Origin of the sequence: Hafnia alvei (assembly GCF_964063325.1) — a bacterium.
GTDB lineage: Bacteria > Pseudomonadota > Gammaproteobacteria > Enterobacterales > Enterobacteriaceae > Hafnia > Hafnia alvei_B.
In genome coordinates this window covers 3,200,075-3,226,334 of record NZ_OZ061315.1, presented here as the reverse complement: position 1 = coordinate 3,226,334, position 26,260 = coordinate 3,200,075, and the positions used below count along the sequence as shown (strand labels likewise).

27 protein-coding genes and 1 pseudogene are annotated in these 26,260 nt (G+C 51.1%); 26 read left to right on the top strand and 2 right to left on the bottom strand.

Annotated features, from left to right (window positions below):
- The first annotated feature begins 136 nt into the window (after positions 1–136).
- From AB3Y96_RS15340 to AB3Y96_RS15235, 22 genes are all read left to right on the top strand, one after another.
- A complete protein-coding gene (locus AB3Y96_RS15340; protein ID WP_367299620.1) occupies positions 137–631 on the top strand; it encodes a DUF1441 family protein in 495 nt (164 codons plus the stop codon).
- Entirely contained in the window at positions 631–2,760 is a 2,130-nt protein-coding gene (locus AB3Y96_RS15335) for a phage terminase large subunit family protein (protein WP_367299619.1), read from the top strand. The genes AB3Y96_RS15340 and AB3Y96_RS15335 overlap by 1 nt, the downstream gene beginning before the upstream one ends.
- Complete coding sequence (locus tag AB3Y96_RS15330) at positions 2,757–2,972, top strand: hypothetical protein (protein ID WP_367299618.1); 216 nt, start codon at positions 2,757–2,759, stop codon at positions 2,970–2,972. Before AB3Y96_RS15335 ends, AB3Y96_RS15330 begins: the two co-directional genes overlap by 4 nt.
- An 8-nt stretch (positions 2,973–2,980) precedes the next feature.
- Complete coding sequence (locus tag AB3Y96_RS15325; RefSeq protein WP_367299617.1) at positions 2,981–4,519, top strand: phage portal protein; 1,539 nt, start codon at positions 2,981–2,983, stop codon at positions 4,517–4,519.
- The gene (locus AB3Y96_RS15320; protein WP_367299616.1) at positions 4,449–6,515 is read left to right on the top strand and encodes a ClpP-like prohead protease/major capsid protein fusion protein; all 2,067 of its coding nucleotides are present in this window, start codon (positions 4,449–4,451) and stop codon (positions 6,513–6,515) included. Before AB3Y96_RS15325 ends, AB3Y96_RS15320 begins: the two co-directional genes overlap by 71 nt.
- A gap of 77 nt (positions 6,516–6,592) precedes the next feature.
- Positions 6,593–6,943 carry a DUF2190 family protein gene (locus tag AB3Y96_RS15315; protein WP_367299615.1) on the top strand — a complete coding sequence of 117 codons (351 nt, stop codon included), beginning with the start codon at positions 6,593–6,595 and terminating at the stop codon, positions 6,941–6,943.
- Positions 6,943–7,302 (top strand): head-tail joining protein, encoded by a 360-nt coding sequence (locus tag AB3Y96_RS15310; RefSeq protein WP_115349457.1) that lies wholly within the window; start codon positions 6,943–6,945, stop codon positions 7,300–7,302. Before AB3Y96_RS15315 ends, AB3Y96_RS15310 begins: the two co-directional genes overlap by 1 nt.
- A 1-nt stretch (position 7,303) precedes the next feature.
- Positions 7,304–7,963, top strand: a complete 660-nt coding sequence (locus tag AB3Y96_RS15305) for a hypothetical protein (protein ID WP_367299614.1) — start codon at positions 7,304–7,306, stop codon at positions 7,961–7,963.
- A gap of 8 nt (positions 7,964–7,971) precedes the next feature.
- Positions 7,972–8,511 carry a hypothetical protein gene (locus tag AB3Y96_RS15300; protein ID WP_367299613.1) on the top strand — a complete coding sequence of 180 codons (540 nt, stop codon included), beginning with the start codon at positions 7,972–7,974 and terminating at the stop codon, positions 8,509–8,511.
- Complete coding sequence (locus AB3Y96_RS15295) at positions 8,504–9,118, top strand: phage baseplate assembly protein V (RefSeq protein WP_367299612.1); 615 nt, start codon at positions 8,504–8,506, stop codon at positions 9,116–9,118. The genes AB3Y96_RS15300 and AB3Y96_RS15295 overlap by 8 nt, the downstream gene beginning before the upstream one ends.
- Positions 9,119–9,154: 36 nt before the next feature.
- A complete protein-coding gene (locus AB3Y96_RS15290) occupies positions 9,155–10,618 on the top strand; it encodes a phage tail sheath C-terminal domain-containing protein (RefSeq protein WP_367299611.1) in 1,464 nt (487 codons plus the stop codon).
- Positions 10,618–11,124 carry a phage major tail tube protein gene (locus AB3Y96_RS15285; RefSeq protein ID WP_046360401.1) on the top strand — a complete coding sequence of 169 codons (507 nt, stop codon included), beginning with the start codon at positions 10,618–10,620 and terminating at the stop codon, positions 11,122–11,124. Before AB3Y96_RS15290 ends, AB3Y96_RS15285 begins: the two co-directional genes overlap by 1 nt.
- A gap of 54 nt (positions 11,125–11,178) precedes the next feature.
- Entirely contained in the window at positions 11,179–11,475 is a 297-nt protein-coding gene (locus AB3Y96_RS15280; RefSeq protein ID WP_367299610.1) for a phage tail assembly protein, read from the top strand.
- A 102-nt stretch (positions 11,476–11,577) separates the two neighbouring features.
- Complete coding sequence (locus tag AB3Y96_RS15275; protein WP_367299609.1) at positions 11,578–13,545, top strand: hypothetical protein; 1,968 nt, start codon at positions 11,578–11,580, stop codon at positions 13,543–13,545.
- On the top strand, positions 13,545–14,021 hold the full coding sequence (locus AB3Y96_RS15270) for a phage tail protein (RefSeq protein ID WP_367299608.1): 477 nt from the start codon (positions 13,545–13,547) through the stop codon (positions 14,019–14,021). The genes AB3Y96_RS15275 and AB3Y96_RS15270 overlap by 1 nt, the downstream gene beginning before the upstream one ends.
- Positions 13,996–14,211: a tail protein X gene (locus AB3Y96_RS15265; RefSeq protein WP_367299607.1), complete on the top strand. Its 216-nt coding sequence runs from the start codon at positions 13,996–13,998 to the stop codon at positions 14,209–14,211. Before AB3Y96_RS15270 ends, AB3Y96_RS15265 begins: the two co-directional genes overlap by 26 nt.
- A 3-nt stretch (positions 14,212–14,214) precedes the next feature.
- The gene (locus tag AB3Y96_RS15260) at positions 14,215–15,339 is read left to right on the top strand and encodes a contractile injection system protein, VgrG/Pvc8 family (RefSeq protein WP_367299606.1); all 1,125 of its coding nucleotides are present in this window, start codon (positions 14,215–14,217) and stop codon (positions 15,337–15,339) included.
- A gap of 33 nt (positions 15,340–15,372) precedes the next feature.
- Positions 15,373–15,723, top strand: coding sequence for a GPW/gp25 family protein (locus AB3Y96_RS15255; RefSeq protein WP_234619808.1), 351 nt, complete (start codon positions 15,373–15,375; stop codon positions 15,721–15,723).
- Positions 15,707–16,621, top strand: coding sequence for a baseplate J/gp47 family protein (locus AB3Y96_RS15250; RefSeq protein ID WP_367299605.1), 915 nt, complete (start codon positions 15,707–15,709; stop codon positions 16,619–16,621). Before AB3Y96_RS15255 ends, AB3Y96_RS15250 begins: the two co-directional genes overlap by 17 nt.
- The gene (locus AB3Y96_RS15245; RefSeq protein ID WP_367299604.1) at positions 16,611–17,165 is read left to right on the top strand and encodes a phage tail protein I; all 555 of its coding nucleotides are present in this window, start codon (positions 16,611–16,613) and stop codon (positions 17,163–17,165) included. Before AB3Y96_RS15250 ends, AB3Y96_RS15245 begins: the two co-directional genes overlap by 11 nt.
- On the top strand, positions 17,158–18,882 hold the full coding sequence (locus AB3Y96_RS15240) for a tail fiber protein (RefSeq protein ID WP_367299603.1): 1,725 nt from the start codon (positions 17,158–17,160) through the stop codon (positions 18,880–18,882). Before AB3Y96_RS15245 ends, AB3Y96_RS15240 begins: the two co-directional genes overlap by 8 nt.
- Before the next feature lie 10 nt (positions 18,883–18,892).
- Complete coding sequence (locus AB3Y96_RS15235; protein WP_367299602.1) at positions 18,893–19,402, top strand: tail fiber assembly protein; 510 nt, start codon at positions 18,893–18,895, stop codon at positions 19,400–19,402.
- A gap of 17 nt (positions 19,403–19,419) precedes the next feature.
- Here AB3Y96_RS15235 and AB3Y96_RS15230 read toward each other — a convergent pair whose 3' ends face one another.
- Positions 19,420–19,698 (bottom strand): DapH/DapD/GlmU-related protein, encoded by a 279-nt coding sequence (locus AB3Y96_RS15230; protein WP_367299601.1) that lies wholly within the window; start codon positions 19,696–19,698, stop codon positions 19,420–19,422.
- Between the two features lie 434 nt (positions 19,699–20,132).
- Positions 20,133–21,310, bottom strand: a pseudogene (locus AB3Y96_RS15225) (IS3 family transposase).
- A 27-nt stretch (positions 21,311–21,337) separates the two neighbouring features.
- Between AB3Y96_RS15225 and AB3Y96_RS15220 the strand changes: the two are divergent.
- The 4 genes from AB3Y96_RS15220 (at position 21,338) to AB3Y96_RS15205 (ending at position 26,255) form a co-directional block, all read left to right on the top strand.
- The gene (locus AB3Y96_RS15220; protein WP_367299600.1) at positions 21,338–21,757 is read left to right on the top strand and encodes a PAAR domain-containing protein; all 420 of its coding nucleotides are present in this window, start codon (positions 21,338–21,340) and stop codon (positions 21,755–21,757) included.
- Entirely contained in the window at positions 21,757–23,454 is a 1,698-nt protein-coding gene (locus AB3Y96_RS15215) for an S-type pyocin domain-containing protein (RefSeq protein ID WP_367299599.1), read from the top strand. Before AB3Y96_RS15220 ends, AB3Y96_RS15215 begins: the two co-directional genes overlap by 1 nt.
- Positions 23,451–23,918: a DUF6392 family protein gene (locus AB3Y96_RS15210; protein ID WP_367299598.1), complete on the top strand. Its 468-nt coding sequence runs from the start codon at positions 23,451–23,453 to the stop codon at positions 23,916–23,918. The genes AB3Y96_RS15215 and AB3Y96_RS15210 overlap by 4 nt, the downstream gene beginning before the upstream one ends.
- 879 nt (positions 23,919–24,797) lie before the next feature.
- The gene (locus AB3Y96_RS15205) at positions 24,798–26,255 is read left to right on the top strand and encodes a helix-turn-helix domain-containing protein (RefSeq protein WP_367299597.1); all 1,458 of its coding nucleotides are present in this window, start codon (positions 24,798–24,800) and stop codon (positions 26,253–26,255) included.
- Positions 26,256–26,260 lie beyond the last annotated feature (5 nt).

Here is a 26,260-nt window from a genome sequence, read left to right as displayed (position 1 = left end):
ACCGAGGGGGCGCTGACACGCGGGAAACGGCTAGTTTTTCGCATTTTATTAGCATCATCATCATCCGTTTATCTTTCTGTTTTCTTTGAAATTTCATTTTCAAAGATGTCGAATTGCTTATTTAGTGTTCACCATCATGGATAAAGAACTCGAATCTGTCCGCCTGAATATCAATCAGCTTGCGGCAATTACTGGCATGCATCGACAAACGGTCGCTAGTCGGTTGAAAAATGTGGAATCGGCACCCGGTAGCAACGCAAAACTCAAGCTCTATACGTTAACGGCGATCCTTACTGAGCTAGTGAAAACAGGCGAAACGGTTGAGGTCGATAAGATGTTGCCTCCCGATCGTAAAGCGTGGTTTCAGTCCGAACGTGAACGCCTCAAGTTTCAGCAAGAAACTCATGAGCTCATCCCCGCCGAAGAGGTGACGCGTGAATTTTCAGCGATGGCCAAAGCGATGGTGCAGGTGCTCGAAACACTCCCCGATATTCTCGAACGTGACTGCGCTTTGTCGCCGGTCGCCGTTGAGCGCGTCCAATGCATTATTGATGACCTTCGGGATCAGATTGCGCAAAAGGTCATAGAGGCAGATACGCCAAGTGAGGAGGACATGCCCGAGGAGGATTAATGGTTTCACAGGCATCCGCTGCTAGCACTCGCCGCAATATGGCGGGAATTATTCAGGCCCCGAGGCGCATGCCGGTAGCCAGTGCCGTGGAACAATATATGCGCGTCCCTAAAGGCGCGGGTAACTCGGTGAAGTGGGACCCGTCGGTTGCGCCGTATGTGTTGGAGCCGATGAACTGTTTAGCATCACGCGAATATGATGCGGTGGTGTTTGTGGGGCCTGCGCGTACCGGTAAGACTATTGGCCTTATCGATGGCTGGGTGGTGTACAACATTATCTGTGATCCCTCGGATATGTTGATCGTGCAAATGACCGAGGAGAAAGCACGCGAGCATTCGAAAAAGCGTCTTTCCCGTACGTTTCGCATGAGCCCTGATGTGGCTGAACGATTAAGTCCGCGACGTAATGACAACAACGTTCACGATATGACGTTTTTGGCTGGCAACTATTTAAAGATAGGCTGGCCGTCCATCAATATCATGTCATCGTCTGACTATAAGTGTGTTGCGCTGACCGACTATGACCGCTTTCCTGAGGATATCGACGGGGAGGGGGATGCCTTCACGCTGGCTTCAAAACGTACCACAACCTTTATGTCGTCGGGCATGACGCTGGTGGAGAGCTCACCGGGGCGCGATATTCGCAACACTAAATGGCGCAGAACGTCACCCCATGAAGCGCCGCCGACAACCGGCATACTGTCTCTTTATAACCGCGGTGATCGTCGTCGCTGGTACTGGCCCTGTCCACATTGCGGCGAGTATTTCCAGCCGTCGATGGAATCCATGACCGGCTACCGTGATGAAACCGATCCGGTGAAAGCTAGCGAAGCGGCGCATGTTGAATGCCCTCATTGCCATCAAGCCATTGCCGCACACCAAAAACGTGAACTTAACCAGCGTGGGATTTGGCTGCGTGAAGGCCAGAGCATAGATCGTGATGGTGTGATTACCGGTGAAGCTCGGCGCTCGCGCATCGCTTCTTTCTGGATGGAAGGTCCCGCTGCGGCTTATCAGACGTGGGCGCAGCTGGTGTACAAACTCCTGACCGCTGAGATGGAGTTCGAGGCCACCGGCAGCGAAGAAACCTTGAAGGCCGTTATCAATACCGACTGGGGATTGCCCTACTTGCCGCGTGCCGCCAGTGAACAACGCCGAAGCGATGAGTTAATGGCGCGAGTAGAGGATTACGGTAAACGCTTAGTACCGCCAAAAGTGCGTTTTCTCATGGCAGCCGTCGACGTTCAGGGTGGTAAGAATCGCCGCTTTGTCGTGCAGGTCGTTGGCTATGGAGAGAATGGCGAGCGGTGGACGATAGACCGTTACAACATCAAACAGTCCATGCGCTGTGATGAAAACGGCGAATCGTTACAGGTGCATCCCGGTGCATTTCCCGAGGATTGGGATCTCTTGATCACCGATGTTCTACAAAAAACCTATGCACTGGCTGACGGCTCCGGTAAGCGCATGTCCGTGTTGGCGATGGCTGTCGACAGCGGCGGTGAGGACGGTGTAACCGATAACGCCTATAAGTTCTGGCGTCGGTGTCGTCAAGACGGCGTGCATAAGCGTGTGTATTTGGTTAAGGGGGACAGTACTCGCCGCCAAAAATCCGTGACCAAAACTTACCCCAACAATACCGAGCGAAGCGATCGCCGTGCAGATGCACGCGGTGACGTGCCGGTCTATCTGCTGCAAACCGATATTTTCAAAGATCAGTTGAGTAACGCGATGGCGCGTGATGTGCCGGGCGCGGGATTTATTCATTTCCCAAATTGGTTGGGTGAATGGTTCTTTGACGAGCTGACCTATGAAGAGCGTGGGGCCGATGGCAAATGGCGCAAGCCGGGTAAGGGGAACAACGAAGCGATGGACCTGTTTTGTTATATCCATGCCATTGCGTTTTTGCGCGGGTATGAGCGCATTTCATGGGATAAGCCGCCAGCGTGGGCTGAATCTCAAGAGGTTAACCCGAATATTTTTAATGAAGATACGGCGCGGGAGGCTGTTGTAGTGACGACGAATAAAAAGAAATCCAAGCCACAGGACAAATCACCGACAGTACCGAGCTCCCTTTCGGGGTCTGGTTGGTTAAATGGTGGTGGAACTGGCGGTGGGGGCTGGCTATGACGCGTAACGAAATCAAGCAGATGCTCGACAAGGTGCGGCAAGCCTATACGGATTCACTCGATGGCAAAGCGGTCTCGTTTACTGGCGTGAATGGCCGCGCTGTCACCAATCACGATCCTGTCGCGATGCGTAACGAGCTCGAATATTGGGAGAAACGCTATCGCGTCGCCTGTGGGCGTGGCAATGGCCCCAAATTGGCAAACTTTATTTAGGAGTCGCCATGAACTGGATAGAAAGGGGCATAGCGGCACTGTCGCCGGGATGGGCGGCAGAACGTGCAAAAAGCCGCAACTTGATGAATGCCTACGAAGCGGCCAACCCTTCTCGCTTGCATAAAGCAAAGCGCTCGGGCGTATCAGCCGATAACGCCGTCTTTGCCGCGGGCGTGTCATTGCGTGAGCAGGCGCGCTGGTTAGATGAAAACCACGACATTGTGATCGGCATTCTCGACAAGCTCGAGGAGCGGGTGATCGGTGCGCATGGGATTCAGGTGGAGCCTCAACCGCTGACGCACGACGGCAACATGCATGAAGAATTTGCCTCTGAGTTGTCTCGATTGTGGTCTGAATGGTCTATCCGCCCGGATGTGACGGGCATGTTTACCCGTGCCGAAATGGAGCGATTATTACTGCGTTCGGCGTTACGTGACGGTGAAGTCTTTAGCCAACTGGTACGCGGCCCAGTTCCCGACCTGAAACATGCGACGCAGGTGCAGTTGTCGATTGAAATGCTCGAGGCCGACTATGTACCGATGTCGCTTAACAGCGTGGAGGGTGTTCAGGTTCGCCAAGGGGTAGAGATTAATACGTGGGGACGTCCCGTTGCCTATCACGTGTATAAGTTTCATCCCGGCAATACGTTGCGCATGGCAACCCAGACCAAACGGGTACCGGCGGAGAACATGCTTCATCTTGCGATGCGCAAGCGTCTGCATCAGATCCGTGGTGTGAGTCTGCTACACGGCGTCATTACACGTCTAAGCGATATCAAAGATTATGAAGAGTCCGAGCGTGTTGCGGCACGTATTGCTGCGGCGCTGGGGTTCTATATCAAGCGAGGAGATGCGACGACCTTTCAAACTGATGATTATGAAGATCCTGAAAACAAGTATCAGATGTTTGATATTGCGCCGGGCATGATTTTTGACGGACTCAAACCCGGTGAGGATTTGGGCATGGTGGAGTCCAACCGCCCGAACGTTCATCTGTATGAATTCCGCAACAGCCAACTGCGCGCAGTGGCCGGTGGTACGCGTGGCAGCTACTCGAGCATTTCACGTGATTATAACGGTAGCTATTCCAGTCAGCGTCAAGAGCTGGTGGAAGGGTTCGAAGGTTATAACGTGCTGCAAAACTGGTTTGTTGGGCAGCACAGTCGCCCGATATACCGCGCATGGATCGACATGCTCAAGCTATCAGGTATCAAAATTCCCCACGATGTTGACCTCTCATCACTCTATAACGCGCTCTATCTGGGGCCGGTGATGCCGTGGATTGACCCAGTGAAAGAGGCGCAGGCGTGGAAAGGCATTGTGCGCGGTGGTGCGGGAACCGAATCCGAATGGATACGGGCTCGCGGTCAATCGCCACAAGAAATCAGGCGTCAGCGTCTACGTGAAATTGAATATAACCGCGAGCGGGGGCTGGTCTTTGACTCGGACGCCGCCAACGATTCAGGAGCCCAAACGAATGAACCTACCGATCCCGATGGGGACACTACTCAGACCACAGGCAAGCAACCCAACCAGCAGAGGAAATGAATGCTGGTACAAAATCAAGGCCGCGGCTAAAGCAACTGACCCCGTCGTCATTTATCTCTACGACATGATTGGCTATTGGGGGATCACCGCGCAGGCGTTTCTCAGCGATTGCCGTGATGCGGGCGTGTTCGAAGCCTCCGCGATTGAGCTGCATATTCATAGTCCCGGCGGCGATGTGATGGATGGCTTTGCTATTTTCAATTCGTTTTCACGACTCACCGGCAAAATCGATATTTACGTCGATGGCGTTGCGGCGTCAATGGCGTCCGTCATTGTCTGCTTACCCGGTGCGACCGTTCATATGCCAGAGAATGCATGGATCATGATCCATAAGCCGTGGGGCGGGGTGATGGGCGATTCTGATGAAATTCGTGAATACGCCGAGTGGCTCGATCGTAATGAGTCACTGCTCTTATCTGCCTACGAACGTAAAACCGGCCTGAGCCGAGATGAGATTGCCGCCATGCTCAAAGAGGAAACGTGGCTCGATGGTGTAATGGCGATAGAAAAAGGCTTTGCGGATGTTCTCGAAGCTTCCCTCGACGCTGCGGCGTCAATCAATACGAATAAAATGAAGGAGTTCCATAATATGCCTAAGCAAGTTACAGCTTTGATTACGCCGCGTGCCACTACATCGAATCCGGCGCCACAGTCACAGCCAGCGCCGTCTGCGGCACCCGTGATTGATGCACCTACGAGTTCAACCGTAGATATTAATGCGTTAGCTAATGCGATTAGTCAGCAAATGGCAGCCGCTAATGCGGAGCGTGTCACAGCCGTGAATGCCGTGTTTGACGCGTTCCCCGCGTTTGCCGCACTGAAAGCGGAATGTGTTAGTGATCAAGCCTGCAATGCGGATACGGCGCGCAATAAACTGTTGTCGGCGCTGGCTTCCGGTACCACGCCGCTGGCGGGGCAGAATGCACACATCTATGCGGGTAACGGTAATCTGGTCGGGGACTCGGTTCGCGCTTCCATCATGGCGCGTGCCGGTTACGGCGAAGCGCAGGCCGATAACGCCTACGCCGGTTTTACCCTGCGTGAGTTGGCGCGAGCATCCCTTGCCGATCGTGGTATTGGTCTAGCGGGTGTAGCACCGATGGCGATGGTCGGTATGGCCTTTACGCATACCAGCTCTGACTTTGGCAATATCCTGATGGATGTGGCCCATAAAGCGGCACTGCTGGGCTGGGATGAAGCCGAGGAAACCTTTGACCGCTGGACCCGCAAAGGCACCTTGACCGACTTTAAAGTGTCTAACCGTGTGGGGCTCAACTCGTTGGCGGCGTTGCGCAAAGTGCGTGACGGTGCCGAATACAAATACATTACCGTCGGGGATAAAGGTGAACAAATTGCGCTGGCGACTTACGGTGAGCTGTTCTCACTGACGCGCCAAACCATCATTAACGATGATATGGATATGCTGACCCGCATTCCCGCGGCGATGGGCGGTGCGGCACGCGCCACCATAGGAGACTTGGTGTATGCGGTGCTCACCTCTAACGGCAAGCTCAGCGATGGTGAGGAGTTGTTCAGTGCGGCCCATAATAACGTAGTTAAAGCGGCAATGGATATCGACGGATTGGATACTGTCCGTAAAACAATGCGCCTGCAGAAATCCGGTGAGCGCGTACTTAACATTCGCCCCGCTTACGTGCTGACGCCGGTGGCTTTGGAGTCACGCGCTAATCAGTTGATTAAATCGGCGAGCGTGCCGGGGGCTGATGCTAACAGTGGTATTGATAACCCAATCCGAAATTTTGCTGAAGTGATTGCCGAACCGCGCTTAGATATGAATAACGAAAAAGAGTTCTATCTAACGGCGGCACAGGGGCGCGACACCATCGAGGTGGCGTATCTGGATGGCGTAGATGCTCCACACATTGAACAGCAGAACGGTTTCACCATTGATGGCGCGACCTTTAAGGTGCGTATCGATGCTGGGGTCGCAGCGCTCGATTATCGTGGACTGGTCAAGTCTACTGGCAGCAAATAAACCGTCTTAGTCAGGCGGTTTTTTTATCTCTACGGGTGGCTAAGGTCGCCCGTTTTCATGGGTACGGGAGTAAGACAATGGCGAAGAATTATTATCAAGACGGCACCACGATGGATTGGACAAACGGCACAGGCAAGGCGGTGCTATCTGGGCAGCCGGTGATCGTCGGCAGTGTGGTGGGGGCGGCTTTAGGGAATATTCCCGTGGATGGGGAAGGCGTATTGAAAATGACTGGCGTCTTTGTGTTGCCGAAAGTGGCAGACGAAACGTGGCAGCGTGGTGCGGCGCTGTATCTGACGCCAGAGGGCTTGCTAACGGCTAAGGCCGATGATGGTGCCAATCCTGCGGTAGCGCATGCGCGTGCGGGAACCGCATGGATCACCAACAACGCTGGGGATGAGGAGTCCCGCGTGCGGCTGGGCTTCTAATGAGCCGATTTACTGAGCGGCTACAGCGTGCCGATAAGGTGGTGGATCGTACCTTTGCGGAAGAGTTGCCGGTGGTGTTGATGGTGGGGGCGGAACGTCGCCCCATTACCGCCATCTTTGAAAAACCAGACGCTTCCGTAGAAGTTTATGGCGGCGGAGAAATCCGCGATGTTGCCCCTGCTCTGAGTGCGTACACGGCGGATATTCAGGGATTGGCCAAGCGTCATGCGGTGACGGTCGGTGCCGCACATTATTGGGTAACGCATATCGGCGCCGATGAAATGGGGCGTACACGTATCACCTTAGCGGTCGGGGAACCGGGCAAGCCGGTGGAAGATATCACACAGTGGAGTCGATGAGATGGCAAGAGACAGCCGGTTACGCCGTGACATGTTGGTGGATATTGATACCGCCGCACTCTGGAAAATTGCCGATGCCGCCGGTGCCACGCACAAGCAGTACCGCAATGCTTATTCACGTGCGTTGAAGCGTACCGCGGTGACATTGCGTAAACAGGCGTTGGCCGATTTAAAAACCGGTCTGGCGCCACGGAGTTTGGCGATGGTGCGTAAACGTCTGCTCTCTTTTCGCATTTCTCGCTGCGCGATGCTCGATGAAGCCAAGCTTTGGTTTGGGCTAAACACCATCAAGGTCAAAGATCTGAAAGGTCGCGTTCGGGGGCGTATTCGTCCCCATCATGACCGCCGCGATCCGACGACGGGCCGCTATATTGCTGCGCGACGTAAATCTACCGGCGAGGCGGGGTTTGACCCGAAAGGCTCAATGTTGGCATCCCAAACCTTTGCTAATGGTGAGGTTGCGCGTTCGCGGCGTGAAAATCGGCGCACTGTGGTTATCCGTGATCCGGTGACGCGGCGAGCAAAAGAGGCTGAAATCGATATTTATGCCCCGATGCTTGATTATGTGGAAGATAACGCCTTTGCCGATGTGATGGCGATTTTTATGCACCACTTCCAATCCGACATTAAAGGCCGCGTGAAGGCCAAAATCAGTCTATAGGAGGCGCAATGGCTGAGCCCTTATCGATGGCGGCTTATCATGACGCCGTGATCTGGACCTTAAAAGCCCTGCCGTGGGTGGCGAATGCGGATACCTATCCCGAGAACACCACACAGTTGGTGACCCCTGCGGTTTACCTCTCCGTGGATGGCTGGGACCCCAAGAGTAATACCAGTGGGCAACCAAGCGTATCGCTTTCGGTATCGCTGTATATCGTGGTCGATCGTGCCAGCGCCACCATCACCAAACCGGATATTTACATACGTACCGCCGCGGCGGATATAACTCAGTGGATTGACGGCCAGCAGTTTGGTTTGTCGTATATCGATGGCGCGGTGTTTGTCTCCGCGGAGCCCGATGCGTTCGATCCGGCTATGGATGAGTATCTTGTGTGGCGTATCACCTTTGAGCAGGGCGCCGCCTTTGGTGCAGATCCGTTTGCGCGCGGCGGTGTACCGGTGAAAGGGGTATGGCTAGGCAAGGCGCCGGAGGTTGGTGCCGCGCACGTAGCCGATTATCGCAAAATCTATGAGGTGACTGATGAGTGATATGGAAGGTGATCTGCAGCGGCGTCTTGCCAATATCGTGCGGCGTGGTGTGATTCAGGCGGTTAAACACGGGAAAATCCCCAAGTGCCGTGTCTCGATTGGTGAGCTTGTTACCGATTGGCTACCGCTGTGTCAGGGATTCTCTGGGGGCTTTCGTTCTGATGTGAATCCGTGCGCGGTGGGGGATGCGGTGACGGTCCTGTCAGAAGGGGGCGACCTAAACAACGGTAGGGTGTTTCCGGGCTGGGCCACCGGTGGTGCACCAGTACCCGAGGGCAGCGAGTCGGAGCATATTACGGTCTACGGTGACGGGACCGAAGTGCGCTATGACCGCGAAGCCCATGCGCTGACCATTACGATTGCTGCAGGGGGCACCTATAAGATTGTCGGCAAAGGGACGCTCGACGGGCCGGTGGAAATTACCAAGACGCTGACGGTGCAGGGCGTAACCACGATTAATGCGAATACCACGGTCAAAGGCAATATCGGTGCCACCGGAGAGATCTCGGATGGCAAAGGCAAAATGAGTGGTATCCGAATGACCTATAACGGTCATACGCACACGGAAACCGACAGCGTCACGAAAGAACCCAACCAGAAAATGTAACCCGCTCCGGCGGGTTTTTTTATGTCAGGAGAAACTATGTCAGAACTTCATGGCGTTGAAACCATTGAACTAACGTCGGGGACGGTGGCGGTGACCACTATCCAAACTGCCGTGATCGGCCTTGTCGGAACGGCCCCAGATGCCTCGGCGGGTACCAACGCTACCGCGACGGTCGGTACCGCGTTGCTCGATAACGTGTTGTCATTTGCAGCAAGCGAACCGGGGCGCTTAGGCAATCAATATAAGGTGGTGGCAGTTGCCGCCGTTCCCGATCCTGAAACGCCCGAAGCGGTCGCCTCATCAGCGGAATATAACGCCGGTGTACTGACGTTGACGCTCGGCTGTGATGCCGCCGGTGCCGTGACGGCAAAAGCCAGTGAACTGTCTCCGTTGGTTGCCGCGATTGCGGACAGCAAAATCACGCTGGCGGCTACCGAGGCAGAGGGCCTTATTAGCCCGTTTAGCGTCACTCTCACCGGCGGCGAAGATGAGCCTTTCCCGCTCAATACACCGGTGGCGATGGTGGGAACAAGCCAACTGAATAAACTCGGTGCTGCTGGGACACTTAAGCAAGCTATCACCGATATTAACGATCAGCGTGCGGCGCTCATTATCGTGGTGCGCGTGCCGGTGGTCACGGAGGAAGCCAAACAGCGCGCCGCCGTGCTTGCGGGGATGCAGGCGTGGGCGCAAAGCGAATCAATCACCGGCTATAAACCGCGGGTGCTGATTGCCACCGGATTTAGTGAAGATGATGCCGTGGGCAAAGGCATAGAGTTGCAGGCCAACAAGCTGCGGGGCGTGGCTTATGTGGACTGTGCATCGATGGCGACCGCGCAGGAGGTGGTACAGCGTCGCCAGCAATATGGTGCGCGCGTCGAGCTATTGCGCCCGCGTGTACTGGTGACTAATGCTGCTGGCGAAAACGTCTATATGCCGTATTCGGCACGCGCAGCGGGTCTGCGTGCACGTATCGACGTAGAGAAGGGCTGGTGGTGGAGTAAATCCAATCAGGATATTAACAACATCCTCGGCGTGGAGCAGGTTGACGAGTTTATTTTGGGTGAGCCGAACTGTCAGGCCAACCTGCTGAACATGGAAAATATCAGCACCATTGTGCGCCGTGACGGGTTTAAGCACTGGGGCAACCGTCTGTGTACGACCGATCCGCAGTGGCGTTTTGAATCGGTACGCCGCTCGGCGGATGTTATCGAAGACAGCATTCAGGAAACGGTGTTGTTGTATAACGACCGACCGCTCGATCGTGATATTGCCGACGACATTATCGGCACCATCAATGCCTATATGCGCCAGCTCGTTGGGCTAAAAGCGATTTTCGGGGGCAAAGCATGGCTTGACGAAGAGCTTAACACCGCCGAATCGCTGGCGGCAGGTCAGTTGTATATCGATTACGACTTTGGACCGAAGTCGCCAACCGAGCGCATTACCCTGCGCGTTCGCGTCAATAATGATTATGCCGTTGAGGAGATGACCGCCTAATGGGAAACAAAAGCACAATGCGTGCCTGGTCTTTTTTTGCCAAAGGCCAGCGCATTCAAGGGGCGCACGAATACACGCCGCCGGAGCTGAGTATTCAGGTCGCCAATTTACGTAGCGGTGCCCAAGATGCCCCGACGCCGGTGGATGATGGGATGGAGGCGTTGACCTGTCAGGTGAAGTTCTGGGGGATTGATACCGACGTGTTGGCGTTGCTGGGCTGTGTGGTGGGGCAAAAGCCACGCTTTACGGCCTATGAAGGTTACATGAGCAACGGTACCGCGCTCGGCACGATTGAAGAGTTTGAGGGGTTTGTATCCAAAGTGACACGCGATGCTCGCTCGGGCGAATCCTTATCCGAAGTGTCGGTGACGGTCGATCTTGCGCTCAATTACTACAAGCAGACGCTGGAAGGGCGCGAGCTTATCGAGATCGATACCGAACGCTTTACCCGACGCATCAACGGTGTCGATCAGTTGGGTGGACTGGCCGCAAAAATCCGTCTTTAAACCTTAATGTAAACAAATAAGCGGCCTGCGGGCCGTTTTTTATTGGAGCCTATTATGTACCCAGCCAATTCAAAAACCATCACCTTGTATACCCCGTTAACCCTTGCCAATGGTTCTCAACTGACCGAGGTGGCAATGCGCGAGCCCACGGTGCGCGACCGTATCACGCGTGAGAAAGACCGTGGAAGCGAAGGGGAAAAAGATGCGCGCATGTTAGCGCTGCTGTGCGGCATGAACGAGCAGGATGTGTACGCGTTAACCGCAGCGGATTACCTGCAACTTGAGGAAGCATTCAATGTTTTTATGCTGCCGCCCGACAAGCGCCCGAAAGCGAAATCCGCCAAGGTATAAGGTTTTTGGGGCGTCGCTTGCACTTTGCGATGAGTGACTACCTCGATATGCCGTTTAGCACGTTTAAGGATTTTCTCTTTGATGAAGTGGAGGCGGTAAAACGTGGCCTTAAACCAAAACCTTAAAGCCGTCATCACCTTTGGCGGCAATCTTGATGCCAGTTGGAACCGCTCCACGCAGGGGATCAACAAAGGCATTAAGGATGTTGAAAAACAAACCCAGAAGCTGACCAAGCAACAACAGACGCTGGCGAGTGAAATCAAGAAGAGCAAGCTTGCTGGGAAGGATATCAGCGCGCTTAAACGTGACTATAGCGGTGTCACGAAAGAGATTAAGAAAGCCAGCGCGGCGCAAGAGGCCCTGAATCGTGACCTGAAACGCGCCGAACAATTTAAACGCGTCCAAGGTTTAGGCAAAGGCGCGTTTGCTAAAGCGGGTAATATCGCCGCGTCCATGTTTCCCGGCGGTTTGGCGCTGGGCGGCGGCGGGCTGATTGCCGGGGCGTTGGGATCACTGATAGCACCTGCTGCCCGTAATGCGCAAACCGCCGAAAAAGCGGGGATCGCCAAGAGTTATGGCGTGGGGGTTGAAACCTTTAACGCATGGGACTCGGTGGGCAAACAATACGGCATGAACGGCGAGAACTTTGGCGATCTGTTTGAAGAGTATCTGCATAAAGCCGGGGAGTACAAACAGAACGGCAAGCAGGGTGGATTGCAGGATGCGTTTGAAACGCTGGGATTTAAAGCCGGTGATCTGGCTGGTCTGAGTGATATAGACCAGTTCAGCAAAATTGTAGAGCGGGCGCTGACCTTAAAAGATCAGTCCAAGGCGTCGTTTGCCCTCGATAGTCTGTTTGGGGGCGAGGCGAGCAAAATGCTGATGCTGCTCAAGCAATCCGGCAAAAGCTATCGCGATTTGATGGACGAACAGAAACGCTATCAGCTGGTCACGGAAGAAGGTGCGAGAGGGGCGGTGGAAGGCAATCGCGCGGTGAGTAACCTGCAGACGGTACTCTCTTCTGCGATGGATGAAATCTCGGGGCAACTCGGTGGACAGCTTTCCCCGCAGATAAAATCGCTGACGGACAATCTGGCGGAGTGGTTTAAAAACGGCGGGATTAGCAAGATAGTCAACTTTATGAAGAACGAGCTTTATCCCGGCGTGCTGACGTTTGGGAACGGCGTGGTCTTCGTGGGCAAGATTATTTATGCCGCGGCGAAAAAACTGTCATGGATGTTGCCGGACGAAAACGAGTCCAAAACCGATGTGCTCACGGCGATCGGTTCGGGTATGCCGATGGAGGTGGCAAAAATCAAAGCCGAGGGGGACGGCTTAGGGGAGTGGTTTGCGCAAAATGTGAATAAACCCGGCATGGAAAAATCATTGCGTGATCAGTGGTCGGGCTCACAGTCCAAACTCGGCGCTATCCCGTTGTTCTGGGATAAAGATCAGGAGGGAAAAGAGCGCCAGCAGCTGCTTGAAAGTGTGGACGGTAAAAGCAGTGATGGCCCGTTCTCGTTTGATTGGGCCGCAGAGATGAGCAAAAACACGCCGAAGAGTGACCCAAGTACGGGCACAATACCGGTGGAAAAAGGATTGGGTTTAACCTTTCCTTCGCCTGATGTCGGGCGCGGAACGCCTCTGCCTGAACAGACTCAGGGCCTGCAGTTCTCATTGCCTCAAGAAGCACTCTCCGATCTGGCTAATAGCTTGCAGTTGCCATTGCCTCAAACAACATTGCTCGATGTGGCGCCACGCACGCCTGATGCACCGTTGTTGCCTCGAGAGCCACAGATCCACAGCAATGATAAAGCCGAACCTTCTGGCACACTTGATCCTGAGTCAGCATCATCGTGGCCAACACTCATTCAGCAGATTGAGCGTGTGGACACCGAACAGAAACCCACCGCGATAACGGACAGCCGTCGGCAGGAGCTCAAGATTGAAATCAATGTGAGCAACGAGCAGGAAGGTTCAGCCATTGCTGATGAGGTGATCAACAAAGCGCAAGCGACCGATATTTTTAACGGTAATAACGCGATGTACGACAAAGGGGGGCTGTGGTGATGAGCGGTTTTTCAGTGTTAGCGGCGGTTGAACAAAATGCCTCATCGGTTCAACGTGCGTCCGCTGCCAGCGATCCGCCACGGGTGATGCTGATACTGGGCGGCTTCGAGTTCTCTATCGATGCGTTGACCTACAACGAACTTTCGCGTGAAGCCAGCTGGCGCTGGAGTGCGCAAGAGCGTATCGGGCAGGCGGATTTATTGCAGTTTACCGGCAAAGAGCGACGAACGGTCACGCTTCACGGTGAGGCCCATGCTTTTTACCGCAAGGGGGTGGGTGCCATTGATGATTTATACGACTTAGCGGATAAGGCTACCCCGCAGCAGCTGGTGAGCGGGGCGGGTGATGTGCTGGGCTATTGGGTGATTGAGAAATTTAACGACAGCACCTCCAAGTTTCTCCCCGCTGGCACGCCGCGCCACAAAACCTTCTCAATAGGGATACGACATTATGCCGACGACCTATCAAACCCGTGAGGGGGACATGCTGGACGCGATTTGCGCCGCGCATTATGGCTGGCCCAATTTAGGGGATGCGGTAGTGCTGGTACTGGACGCGAATCCGGGTCTTGCTGACCTTGGCGCTGTTTATGGCGCCGGTGTGATGATAACGCTGCCGGATCTGGATATGCCGGTAGCGGAGTCCAACCTTCAACTGTGGGATTAATCGATGAACGGTGCGGAAGAGTACCGGCCTGAGTTTAGCGTGACCGCCGAGGGTAAAGACATCTCTAAAGCGTTACACCAATGCCTGCAAGAACTGACGCTCACCGACAACGGCGGAGCGACAGGCAAAGCCGATGAGTTACAAATCACGCTGATATCGGAAACCTTACCGTTGCCCAGCAATGGCGCGCGGTTACAGCTGGGGATGGGATTTAACGGCAATCTGGTGGACAAGGGCTGGTTTGTGGTCAGCGGCGTCTCGAGCAGCGGTCCACCGCGTAAAGTGGTGATCTATGCCACGGCAGCACCGATGAATGCCCAGAAGCAAAGCGGGAACGTGCAAAGCCACAAAACGCGCAGCTGGGATAATTTGACGCTGGGCGACATTGTGAAAACGGTGGCCACCGACAATGGTCTGATCCCGAAAGTCGCCGATAAGCTAGCGGCGATTGCTGTACCGCATCTGGATCAGGTGTCGGAGTCGGATGCCAATCTCTTGACGCGACTGGCTCGGAGCTATAATGCCGTCAGTAAACCGAGCGGGGGATATTGGTTGTTCTTGGAGCAAGGCGCGGCGTTAACCGCCAGCGGCAAAACGCTTTCCGATGTGACCATCGTCCCGCGTGAGGTATCGAACTGGACTTACAGTGAAGGGCAGCGCGGTTCGACAACGGGTAAAGCGGCGAAGGGTGGTAAAGAGAAGAAGGGCAAGATTGGGGTCAACTACTACGATGAGGATACCGGGCAGACCAAAGTAGCGCAGACCGAGCATGATGGCCCCGATCTCGAAAACCCCTATACCCAACCGCATAAAGCGCAGGCAGACCAGCAGGCCAAGGCGAAAAAGACGCAGGCTAAACGCAACGAGCAGCGGATGAATATCACCGCGCCCTGCCGTCCTCAACACTTACCGTTGACCGCCGAGGCGCGCGTGACTACGCAAGGGTTTGGTCAGCGTGAGGATCGCTCATGGTTGATTGAGTCGATGGTCTACAGCCTAACCAGTGGGGGACTCTCGGTGGCATTTAATTTAGCGACGGATATCAAACCCAAGGCGACAAGCGGTAAGAAAAATAAAGAGAAGAAGGATAAAACCGGCCCCGAATATTTCGGCAAACAGAAAAATTAAACCCGCTTCGGCGGGTTTTTTTATGGAGGTGATATGCAGGGTGTTAACGCCAAGACGGGCAAACGGCTGGCGGGGAATGACCATCTGCGCCAGTCCGTTATCGACATTCTCAGTACGCCAAAAAACAGTCGGGTGCTTCTGCGTGATTATGGCAGTGATTTACCCGACCTGATTGATAACCCGCAGGATGAAAGCACGCGGGTGCGCATTGTCGGGGCGACGGCCTCCGCGTTGGCTCGTTGGGAACCGCGATTAACCGTCAAGCGCGTACAGGTGGTGCGTGACGGCGATGGCGTCTTTGACCTGACCATCGAGGGCATTAACAAAGAGACCGGTCAGCCGGTCACGCTTGAAGGGATAACCATTTATGGCAACAAGTCCTAACCTTATCGATCTCTCCGCAATCCCGGTACCGGATGCCATTCTTGTCCCTGATGCGACGACTATTTTTAACAGTTGGCTCGAGAAGCTCCGCGATCTGGATACGGTCTATGACGCGCTGGTGGAGTCTGATCCGGTCTACAAGCAGGGCGAAGCCAATGCGTATCAAACCGTCTTGTTATTGCAGCGTATCAATGATGCGGTGCGTGGCGTGCTGTTGGCCAGTGCGCTGGGCGCGGATTTGGATCAGATTGGCGCCGGATTTAACGTGGCGAGACAGGTGATAACTCCCGCCCAGCCCGAGGCCATTCCGCCGGTTGAAGCCAAGATGGAGGAGGATGAGGCGTATCGGGGACGCATCCAGCTGTCATGGTCACAGCTCAGCACCGCCGGTGCGCGTAACGCTTACCGGTTTTACGCCAAATCCGCCGATCCCGATGTGTTAGATGCGGAAGCCTATGGACCCCAGACCCACAACCGTCCCGGCGAGGTGGATGTGTATGTATTGTCTCGAACGGAAAGCGGTACCGCGCCCCAAACGCTACTCGATGCGGTCAGTCACGCATTAAATGAAGATGAAGTGCGACCGTTAACGGATTATGTGACGGTGCAAAGCGCGGTCCTGAGTGAATACACCGTGGTGGCTACGCTGGATATTCCCGACGGCCCCGACGCGCAGACGGTGTTGGAGAGCGCGAAAACGGCACTCGAAACCTACGTGGCGCAGGTGCATCGCATTGGCGGCGTAGCACCACTTTCCGGTATTTACCGCGCCCTGCATCAACCGGGCGTGACCCGTGTTCATTTGGCACAGCCCACCGCGGATATTGAAGCCAAAACAGGCGCCGCGCCGTATTGCAGCACGGTCACGTTGACCTTATTGGAGGCGGATGATGTTTAAGTCGTTACTCCCGCCTAATGCTAAGTCCGAAGAGCGCGCGCTCGAACAGGCCAACGGCGAACAAATTCTTGCGCTGCCGGTTCCCATTCGTCATGTCAAAGATCCCGCGACCTGTCCGGCACATTTGCTGCCGTGGTTGGCATGGGAATATGCGGTGGATTACTGGAACCCGGATTGGGACGAGGCACAAAAGCGGCAGGTTATTGCGGACGCGGCCTATGTTCACCAGCACCGAGGAACGGCAGGTGCAGTGCGGCGATCGCTAAGCGCGGTGGGCCTACCCACTACCGTGGTGGAATGGTGGCAAGACCAACCCCGGCAAGACCCGTACACCTTTCGTATTGAGGTCTACAGCACTCAGGGGGTGACCGAAGCCTTGTACACGCAGATCCGTAACCTGACCGATCGCGCAAAGAACCTCCGCAGCCACCTGAGCAAAATAGATGTGATCACCGACGTGGGAACAGAAGGACTTTTTTATATTTCAGGTGCTGCGACCGCGCACATTGATATCGATATATTTGCAGGGGAGCCCAATGGCTAACTTTTACAGCATTATCACGAACCGCGGCAAAGAGCTCGAGGCCGAAGCGCTGGCGAGTGGGACGAAAATCACGCTGGTGAAATTTGTCGTCGGTGACGGCAACGGGCAGGCCACGCCGCCAAAGCCAACGCAAACCAAGCTAGTGAACGAGAAATACCGCGGCGATATTGGGGATCTCAGCGTTTCTCCCGATCAGTCGACCCAGATGATGGCAAAAATAGTCCTCCCGACCGACGTGGGTGGCTTTGCCGTGCGTGAAATCGGGATACTGACTGATGCCGGTGAGCTGTATGCCGTGGCGAACTGTGCTGCAATTGAAAAACCGGTAGGCGGTGTCAGCGTCAATATGCAGTTTCGTCTGGCGGTGTCAGATACGGCCAATATCACGTTAAATGTCGCGACGGGTGATGGGCTGTTTTTGCGAATCGACCAGAATTTGTCGGAAATCCGCGGGCGCGGAGCACAGGCACAAAAAATAGCGCGCGAATCACTGGCTGTTGTGGATGCGTCAACAAAGCAAAAAGGGTTAGTTCAACTAAACAGTGCCACTAACAGTACCAGTGAAATACAGGCGGCAACACCGGCAGCGGTGAAGGCAACCTATGATTTAGCGAATGCTAAGTACACTGCGCAGGACGCCACAACGACCAGAAAAGGGATTGTTCAGCTTAATAGCGCCACCAATAGCGACAGCGAAACGCAAGCAGCAACACCCAAAGCTGTTAAAGCTGCTAATGATAATGCTAGTGGGCGGGTCCCTAATGGTCGCAAGGTTAACGGCCATGTATTAAGTGCTGACATCAACGTGACTTCAACAGATATTTTTGACAGTCAGGCCGTTGGTATTGGCGCTAATCAAAACCTGAATAACTTCAAAACACCGGGTATCTATTACCAAGCGGCAAACGCTAATAGTTCGCTAGCGCTGAACTATCCTGAAGCGCTGGCTGGTACGTTGCTTGTCTACAAGAATGCGGGTATCACACAAGAATATCTCGTGTATAACAGCAGCCGCATTTATACCCGCAGCCAGTATATGGATGGTACGTGGACGCCGTGGGCTAAACAATACAACTCCTTAAATAAGCCGAAAGCCAGCGATGTTGATGCATTACCTATAAGCGGCGGCACGCTTAATGGCAACTTAATCGTAACAAACCAAATTCAAGTGGGAGGTGTAGGAAATGGCGTATTAAATATTGGTGACAATGATTCAGGGTTGCGAAGTTCTGTCGATGGGCAAGTAGATCTTTGGGCCAATAGTAAAAAGATGGGGTATTGGAACATCAATATTCTGTCGTTCACTGGGCAAATTATTCCAACAAACTACGCTAACTTTGACGCTAAATATCAGCCCAAAGGTAACTACACCCCTGCTGGAGAAGCTTACACCAAGGCGGTAAGCGATGGGCGATTCCAGCCTAAGGGTAACTATACCCCTGCAGGACAAGCTTACACAAAGGCTGAAAGTGACGGTCGATTCCAACCAAAAGGAAGCTATACCCCAGCGGGGCAGGCATATACAAAAGGGGAGTCAGATGGTCGTTATATTCAAAATGTTCGGTTGGGAGCCAGAACTTCGACACCGATAGCAAACAATAACTGGTCAGCTGCTAATGGTGGTGTTATCACTGAATACAATACTCAAGGAGCAGGTATTTATCGATTAGTTCAAAGATATATCAATGGTACTTGGGCGACAATCTCCGTGTTATAAGGGATATAAAATGGAACTGGAAAAAGTAACTCGTTATTACCCAGATGAAATGCCACTAGGTGATGATGTTCAATATTTTGTAGATAAAAATGGGCGTGACTGGTACGAATCTCTTAAATATTTCACTAAGCCTTATGTAATTTCATATGATCCAAGCACAGGTATTATTCATTCAAGTAGTACTGATGCATCAGCAATATATCCAGTCGGCTTAAATGTTATAGATATTGAAAGCCTTCCTGAAGGGTTTGATATTATTGATGGCTGGGTTTATGTAAATGGTGTTGTGTCTGAAAATTATTCGCTCAAAGCTGAGTCATATCGTCAGGGGTTAGTTTTAGAGGCAAATGAGCTCATTACTGACTGGCTTATTGATTTACAATTAGGCGTGATATCGGATGAAGATAAAGAGAGTCTTATCATTTGGAGGCTGTACATGAAAAAACTAACATCACTGGATTTAACAGGTGTTACTAGCAAGGATGATTTCAATCAAATTGAGTGGCCACCCAAGCTATAGATTTACATATGGGAGGCTTACGCCTCCTTAATCACTACAACACTTTCTTTTTTAGTATAGAAAATACAATTGCTAGGAATATCTTTGTTTGCAAACGACATAGCCCCAATTGTTACGTTGCTGCCAATGTGAATATTATCCCCGATTATGCAGCTATTTGCGCCGATATTGACGTTATCACCAATAGTTACACGCTTAAAATCTTTGCCTTTAACGCCTATACTTGTGTTTTGTCTGATAACACAATTTTTACCAATTTCTACCTGATCAGCTATGACTATTCCTAGGTGATGCATAAGGTACAATCCTGACCCAATTTTTGTAGCTAAACCTATATCTGTTGCGTAATTTTTTAGATTTTTTCTCTGAAGATGCTTTGCTATGAAATGGTTTAATCTACCCCCCCCTTTGTATAAAGAAAGTGGGCGAGCCTAAGATTGAAGTAAAATCGTGTTTTAGGTCTAGCTACTAGGTTCCTGATGACTCTACGCCATGAGAATGACCTTCTACTGCCTAGTATCTCCGCATAGAGGCATTCTTTCAGTTCCATGTATGCTGCTTTATTTTTATCGACCATTTTGGAAAACCTAAGTATTCTATCTATGTATATATCTAAATATTACATTGAAAAAATGAATATTTAAACTGTTAGATATAATGATATGCACTGGGTATGAGATCTAATATTGAGAAATATTGTTCTGCCTAAGCAAAGGAAAGGGTGAAGTGGTCAACAAAAACTGGCCACAGTTTTAGAGTTTTTCCAGAACAATCGCTCTGATTCATTGGGTGTTAAGCCACCGTTATATTGGTGGGGTCTGAGCTGGCTGTAATAACCAATGATGTAATTCGTTATTGATCTATTTGCTTCGCTAAAATTAACGTATCCACAGTTCGGGACCCATTCTGATTTCAGGCTGCGGAAAAATCGTTCCATTGGGCTGTTGTCCCAGCAGTTCCCTCGTCGACTCATGCTTTGCTTTATACGATAACGCCACAATAACCGTCTGAATTCCCTGCTGGTATAGTGACTTCCCTGGTCAGAATGATACATAACGTCAGCCGGTTTTCCCTGGTTTCCCAGGCCATCGTTAATGCTTTTCCTGTCAGAACTGAGTCCGGAGAAAACGACATCGCCCAGCCTATTGGCTTGCGAGAAAATAAATCCAGAACAACCGCCAGATAAGCCCAGCGTTTGCCCGTCCAGATGTAGGTCACGTCGCCGCACCAAGGTCTGATTAGGTTCCGTTACTGCAAACTGGCGATCCAGATGATTAGGGATATCCACATGCTCTTTTGTGGCTTTTTTGTAGCGATGCTCCGGTTGCTGGCAACTAATAATATTCAGCTCTTTCATTATCTTACTGGCCCGCCAGCGACTCAACGGAACACCTTTTGCGCTGACCATATCGGCAATGCTCCGGGCCCCCGCAGAGCCATTACTGGCATGATGAACTTCACGAACAAGGCTAAGTATAACGATGTGTTTTGCATCAGGTTTCTGCGGTCGGCTTAGCCAGTACCGATAGCTACTGCGATGGATCCCGAACACATTGCAAATAAAGGCAACAGGAAACCGCGTCCTGAGTTTCTCAACTAACGAGAATTGTTCAGGGAGTCTGACATCAAGAGCGCGGTAGCCTTTTTTAATATATCGTTTTCCATTTCAACACGTTGTAGTCGTTTTTCTAATTCACGAATGCGAAGTTGCTCAGGCGTCATCGGAGAGGCCTTTGGGGATTTCCCTGCGCGTTCTTCTTTAAGCTGGCGAACCCATTTATCCATCGTGGATTTACCGACATTCATTGCTGTTGCAGCGGCGGCAACGCTGTAGTGCTGATCGAGTACAAGCTGGGCAGCTTCGAGGCGAAACTCGGGGCTAAAATTGCGTCTGTTACGTCCGGTCATAATGTCACCTGTTTTGACTATGAGGCGATGATATCACCTCTATTCAGGTGGCCAGATTTAGTATTCCACTTCATTATCCGTGAGCAAGAAGCTTATATTCACGCTCATCCTCCCGCTGGTATTTTTCGCTTTGCAGCAGAAGGTAGCCAAACTAGAGGCGGTGGAACCGTCAAAATAGCCTCTAGTGGGGTGATGATTAATCTGAAAAATGGTTTATCGGTACAACTAGCAAAAGTAGGCGATAGCGTAGTTTATCCTGATGGTACCACGACACTGATTTTGACAGGAGCGGGTAAAGAGTATCGCTTTGGACAGGCTCAAGCAGCACTGGTGGGTAGCCGTTTAGATAATGGTGATGAAATTATCAACACGCCTCAAGATAGCCTGTTGCTGATTAAACGTTCAGGAGAGGCAATGCCCGATGGTTTTCTGGTGGAGTGTAGGTAATGGGCTACCGACCGGACATTATGGGTAAAGGCAAGGCATTATCATGCGACAAAACGACAACCGGAGCAAAGTTGATTGCCTCACTGCCTACCAGCCAATATATGGTCTACGACCATGCGGTTATCAGGGTTGGTGATAGTACGACGGAATGCCCAAAATGCGGCAAACGTGGGCGCGTCATTGAGGGCGAGCCCAGCTTTATTATCATGGGTAAGGTGTTGGCGGTAGACGGTGCGGTTGTTCTGTGCGGCTGTCCCTCTGGCAGTAACCGGATCATTGCCCCGTTGGGGCAGTGGCTTGGCGCAGGGGTATCGCCAGCACAGCAAGCTGCAGAAAAACAGGTCGCACAGATAGCAGCAGTTGCGGCTGAACGGGCTGAGAATAAGGCGATAGAGCAGGCTAAACGTTCTATGCCGGTGTTTGCTAAATCGCGAGAGCGTGGTGACGGAAATACCGAGGCGGGAACGGGGCCGGAGACGCATGAAAACTTTGCGACTATGGGGTATTTTCGTGCAGTGTCTTTGCCTGAACCTGAGCAACATGCGCAGAGTGCGAAACGGCCCGCATCAACGACTCCTGAGCCGGAACAACCGTGGTACAAAAAGTTATTTGGCGGAGCATCAGCCGCAGCACCAGCAGTGGCCGCGCCTGTCGCGGCCAGCACAGTATTTCCATCAGGTTCGGCAGCGCTTGAGTGGGTTGGTGGGCGTTTCATTACGGCGGGCTCATGGGCTGTTCGCGCCGTGGTTCCGTTTGGTGAAATTGCCGCTGCCGGTGCGGGAGCGCCGATTGCGGTGGCTCTTATCGGTATGATGCCTCGAACGCTTAATAGCGGAGAGCAGGATTTCATTAACCAGATGAGACTAGCTCAGCTGGCAGAGTCTGGAGGTAAAGCGCCAACGCGGGTGCGTTTTCGTTGGGAGGATGATGGTCACGGGCGCTTATCTCCGAAAGGCTATCACACGCCAACGGAAAGCGGTTTATCCGAAGTACCTGTGCGTGAGATGGTGCTTAACACACTGACTGGGCTGTATGAGTTTACGACAGAGGGTGAAAAGCCGGTCACGATTTACTGGAACCCTGACAAGTTAGAGCTAGATATTCCCTCGAATACAGGGCATCAGGATAGTCCAAGCTTACCATCGTCTATAACGGTACTGCCGATACCGGAGAAGGTCGGAAGCGATATCGAGAGTTATCCCGCGCCGTCTGAGGGGGATTTTGAGGACTACATCCTTGTTTTCCTCGGGACGGATATGCCTCCGATTTATATCTACCTGAGTAAGCCACCGGTAGAGTTTTTGGAGGTGGAGCTATACAGTGACTTTAAACGTCGATCGCGACAGGGGAAATATGAGGCTGACCATATGCCATCGAGAGCGGCGGTTGAGCTTTATTATGAAATTAATTATCCAGAATTAAGTGAAGTTGAAATTAAAGCTCTCTCTGAGAAGGTTGCTTCAATAGTAATACCGAAAGAAGTTCATCAAAAAATTAGTGAGACTTATGGTGGCCGCAATACACGTAACGATGCAGCTCAGGTCAAACAGGATGCTTTGGATCTGCGGGCTGCAGTGGATCGTAATCTGGATGCTATCAAGCCGGCATTGAAAGAGAATGGTGCGACCGATGCCCAGATAGAGACGGCAAGGACTAAAATGCATAAATTGAACGACAGCATGGGGTTGTACAAATGACTGTGAATGTTGAAGCTTTGATAAATAGCTTAGGGAAGGGATACCAAGAAATTTTAGATGCAGGCTTAATTACTTATAAAACGGTACCAAAAGGGGCTCCCGGATCCCCAAAATTAAGTTTAGATATGGCTAAGGAAGGGCTATTTTTATCGTTTAAACGTGATGGGAAAATCCTTAAAGAAATTACATTAAATATCCAAAATGAACAGGTAAAGGGGTGGGTTTTTCCTAATGAATTACCTTCTCCGCTTCAAACCAAAATGTCTCGCCAGTGGATTCATGAGACATTTGGGGTGCCGGATAAAGCTGTACCTCCCAAGGTAGTTGCTACTTTGGTTTTTGGTTGGGTTGAGAGATTTACCATCGAAGGATTCCATATTCCTCTTACTATGCGGGTAGGCTATAGCATTAACGAAATGGTGAAAGACGTAACTTTCTTACCAACGTCAGAATTACGCTGGTAGGTTTGCTATGGTGCTCCAGTCGGCTTGTAGGGCTGGAGCACTTACTAAGGTGCTTATAGTATGGATTTGTCGGTGTAAATTTGAGATGGCAAAGCCGTTATTCCGCCACGCTTGATAAGTTCGCTTGTTCAATCACTCCGGCTCTAACTTTGAAATTACCTTGGATTTTCACGGTCGAGGATTTTTTAAAAGCATCAAATAAAATGGCAACCTCTTGAGGTTCAACAAAGCTCAGATCCACGTATACAATAAAACTTGCTTCGTTCCCCACCTGATGATAGGTAACCAGTATTTTAAAATGGGGCAAAAATGGGGCAAAAATTTGTCTCGAGTGGGCAGGCTCCTACAAAACTGACTCAATACTGTATAGACGTATTGAGCTATGCGTGAGGATACACAGATGGTTGAGGCGATAATTTAAGAACTGACCGTGATAGGTAGGTTAACTTTTGTATAAAAATAAATGGATATGATGAAGATAAATGAGTACATAAATGTGTACTTTATTTGTTTTTAATTTAATTTTTTATTCATATAAAACAATTGATTGTTGGCCTTGTTCGCTATATCCATTTAACTAAGAGGACATCGGGCGCCATTATACGCACTTTTATCAATAGGATAAGGGCTAGATTCATCGTTAGCTCATTTTATCTGCATTTTGCCGCTCTCTGCGGAATAATTAGACAATTTGTATGGCGATGAGGGGAAGGAGAGCTGGGGCTTATCTCCCACCGTTATACGATGTGTATGACATAAATTGTTTTATTTTTGATCTGAAGTAATAAAAAATATACCAATGGTATCATCATGATACCTCCAAAAACGGCGGTACATTATTATTTGCATAACTACATGTAAGAACTAATTGGGTGGTCTATGGATAGTGCTATCTCATTTTTACGTACAGCCTTATGCAGTAGCTCGCAAATTGAAAAAGCGATGCAGGCATTCATTCATGCCATCCCTCATGGTTTTTGCTGTGATGGGATTTTCCTTAACTACTATCGCCACGATATTCGAAGCATACAGTTTATTGCATTAGCGACTCATAAAGCCGCTCGGCTTAAGCGAGATCTTATCTCTATCCCCGATTACATTGCTGAGCAGTTTGAGCAGCGACAGGATGTTGAGGTTCAACTTATCAACGATCTTAAACAGGATGTGTTAACCGAATATGTCGTTGAGCGCGGATTTAGAAATATAAAATCTGTTATTCTAATGCGTATGTCACTCGATGGGATGCGTTTAGGCGCGATTGGTTTTTTCAGTTATCAGCCACAAGCCTATTCTGCTGAACATGTGGCATTGATTGAGGCCGTGCGCGGTGAATTCTCGTTACTTTCGTTTATCACACTTTCTCAGCATAATCTTTTAGAACCCAGCGATAAGCGTACGAGCGTCCCTTCTTTAGAAACTGTCCCTCCCTTACTGACTGATGACCCCTTTGTTGTCAGCTCAAATAATACCGCTCTCTCGGCGCTTTATGCGTCTTTAAAAACATTGGCAAACAGTCAGTCACCTATTTTGATCTTTGGTGAACGCGGTGTGGGTAAAAAAAGTGTCGCTTCGTATATACGTGAAATAGCTAATCAGAAGGGCATATATGGGATCCTTGATGTAAAGAACCATCAGTTGATCTATGTGTCCCCTGAGTTAGGAATACAAGAGAGTATTGTTCTTAACTGGGATGAAAGCCTAGATATAAAATATTTTCTTCCTTTACATGGCGGTTTTTTATTGGTTTACGAACTGTTTTCTTTGCCCGAAAATTGGCAGGTTTTTATTCTGGAACTTATGAGTCGATACCCTGATTTCTGCCGTATTAAGATTATAGCTATTCAAAGCCAAACTTATGAGGATGACGAAGAGCAGACTCAACAGTATTTATTCAGTCAGTTTCACCATCAGATTCTTTGCTTAATGGTTGTCATCCCCCCGCTACGATGTCGTTATCAAGACATTCCATTACTGTTAACTCACTATTTGTCATTGCGATTTACTTCTGACGGTATTAATAAAATACCACGTTTAAGTCCAGAGGCAACGCAGGTGTTATGGGAATATCATTGGCCGGGGAATATAAGTGAGCTTATTCATCTTGTTGAATCATCAGAATTCTTTCAGCAAGGAAGCGAATTAATGTTCACTATGCCGAGAGTAAAAAAACAGAATAATATATTACCTCTTGATGAAGCCATGCGTGAGCATATTGTTAAAGCACTACGTCAGAGTAATGGCAGAATATCTGGAAAAAATGGAGCTGCGGAAATATTAGGCGTTAATAGCAATACATTATATAGCAAGATGAAAAAATTAGGGGTCTTTACTCGATAATCCAA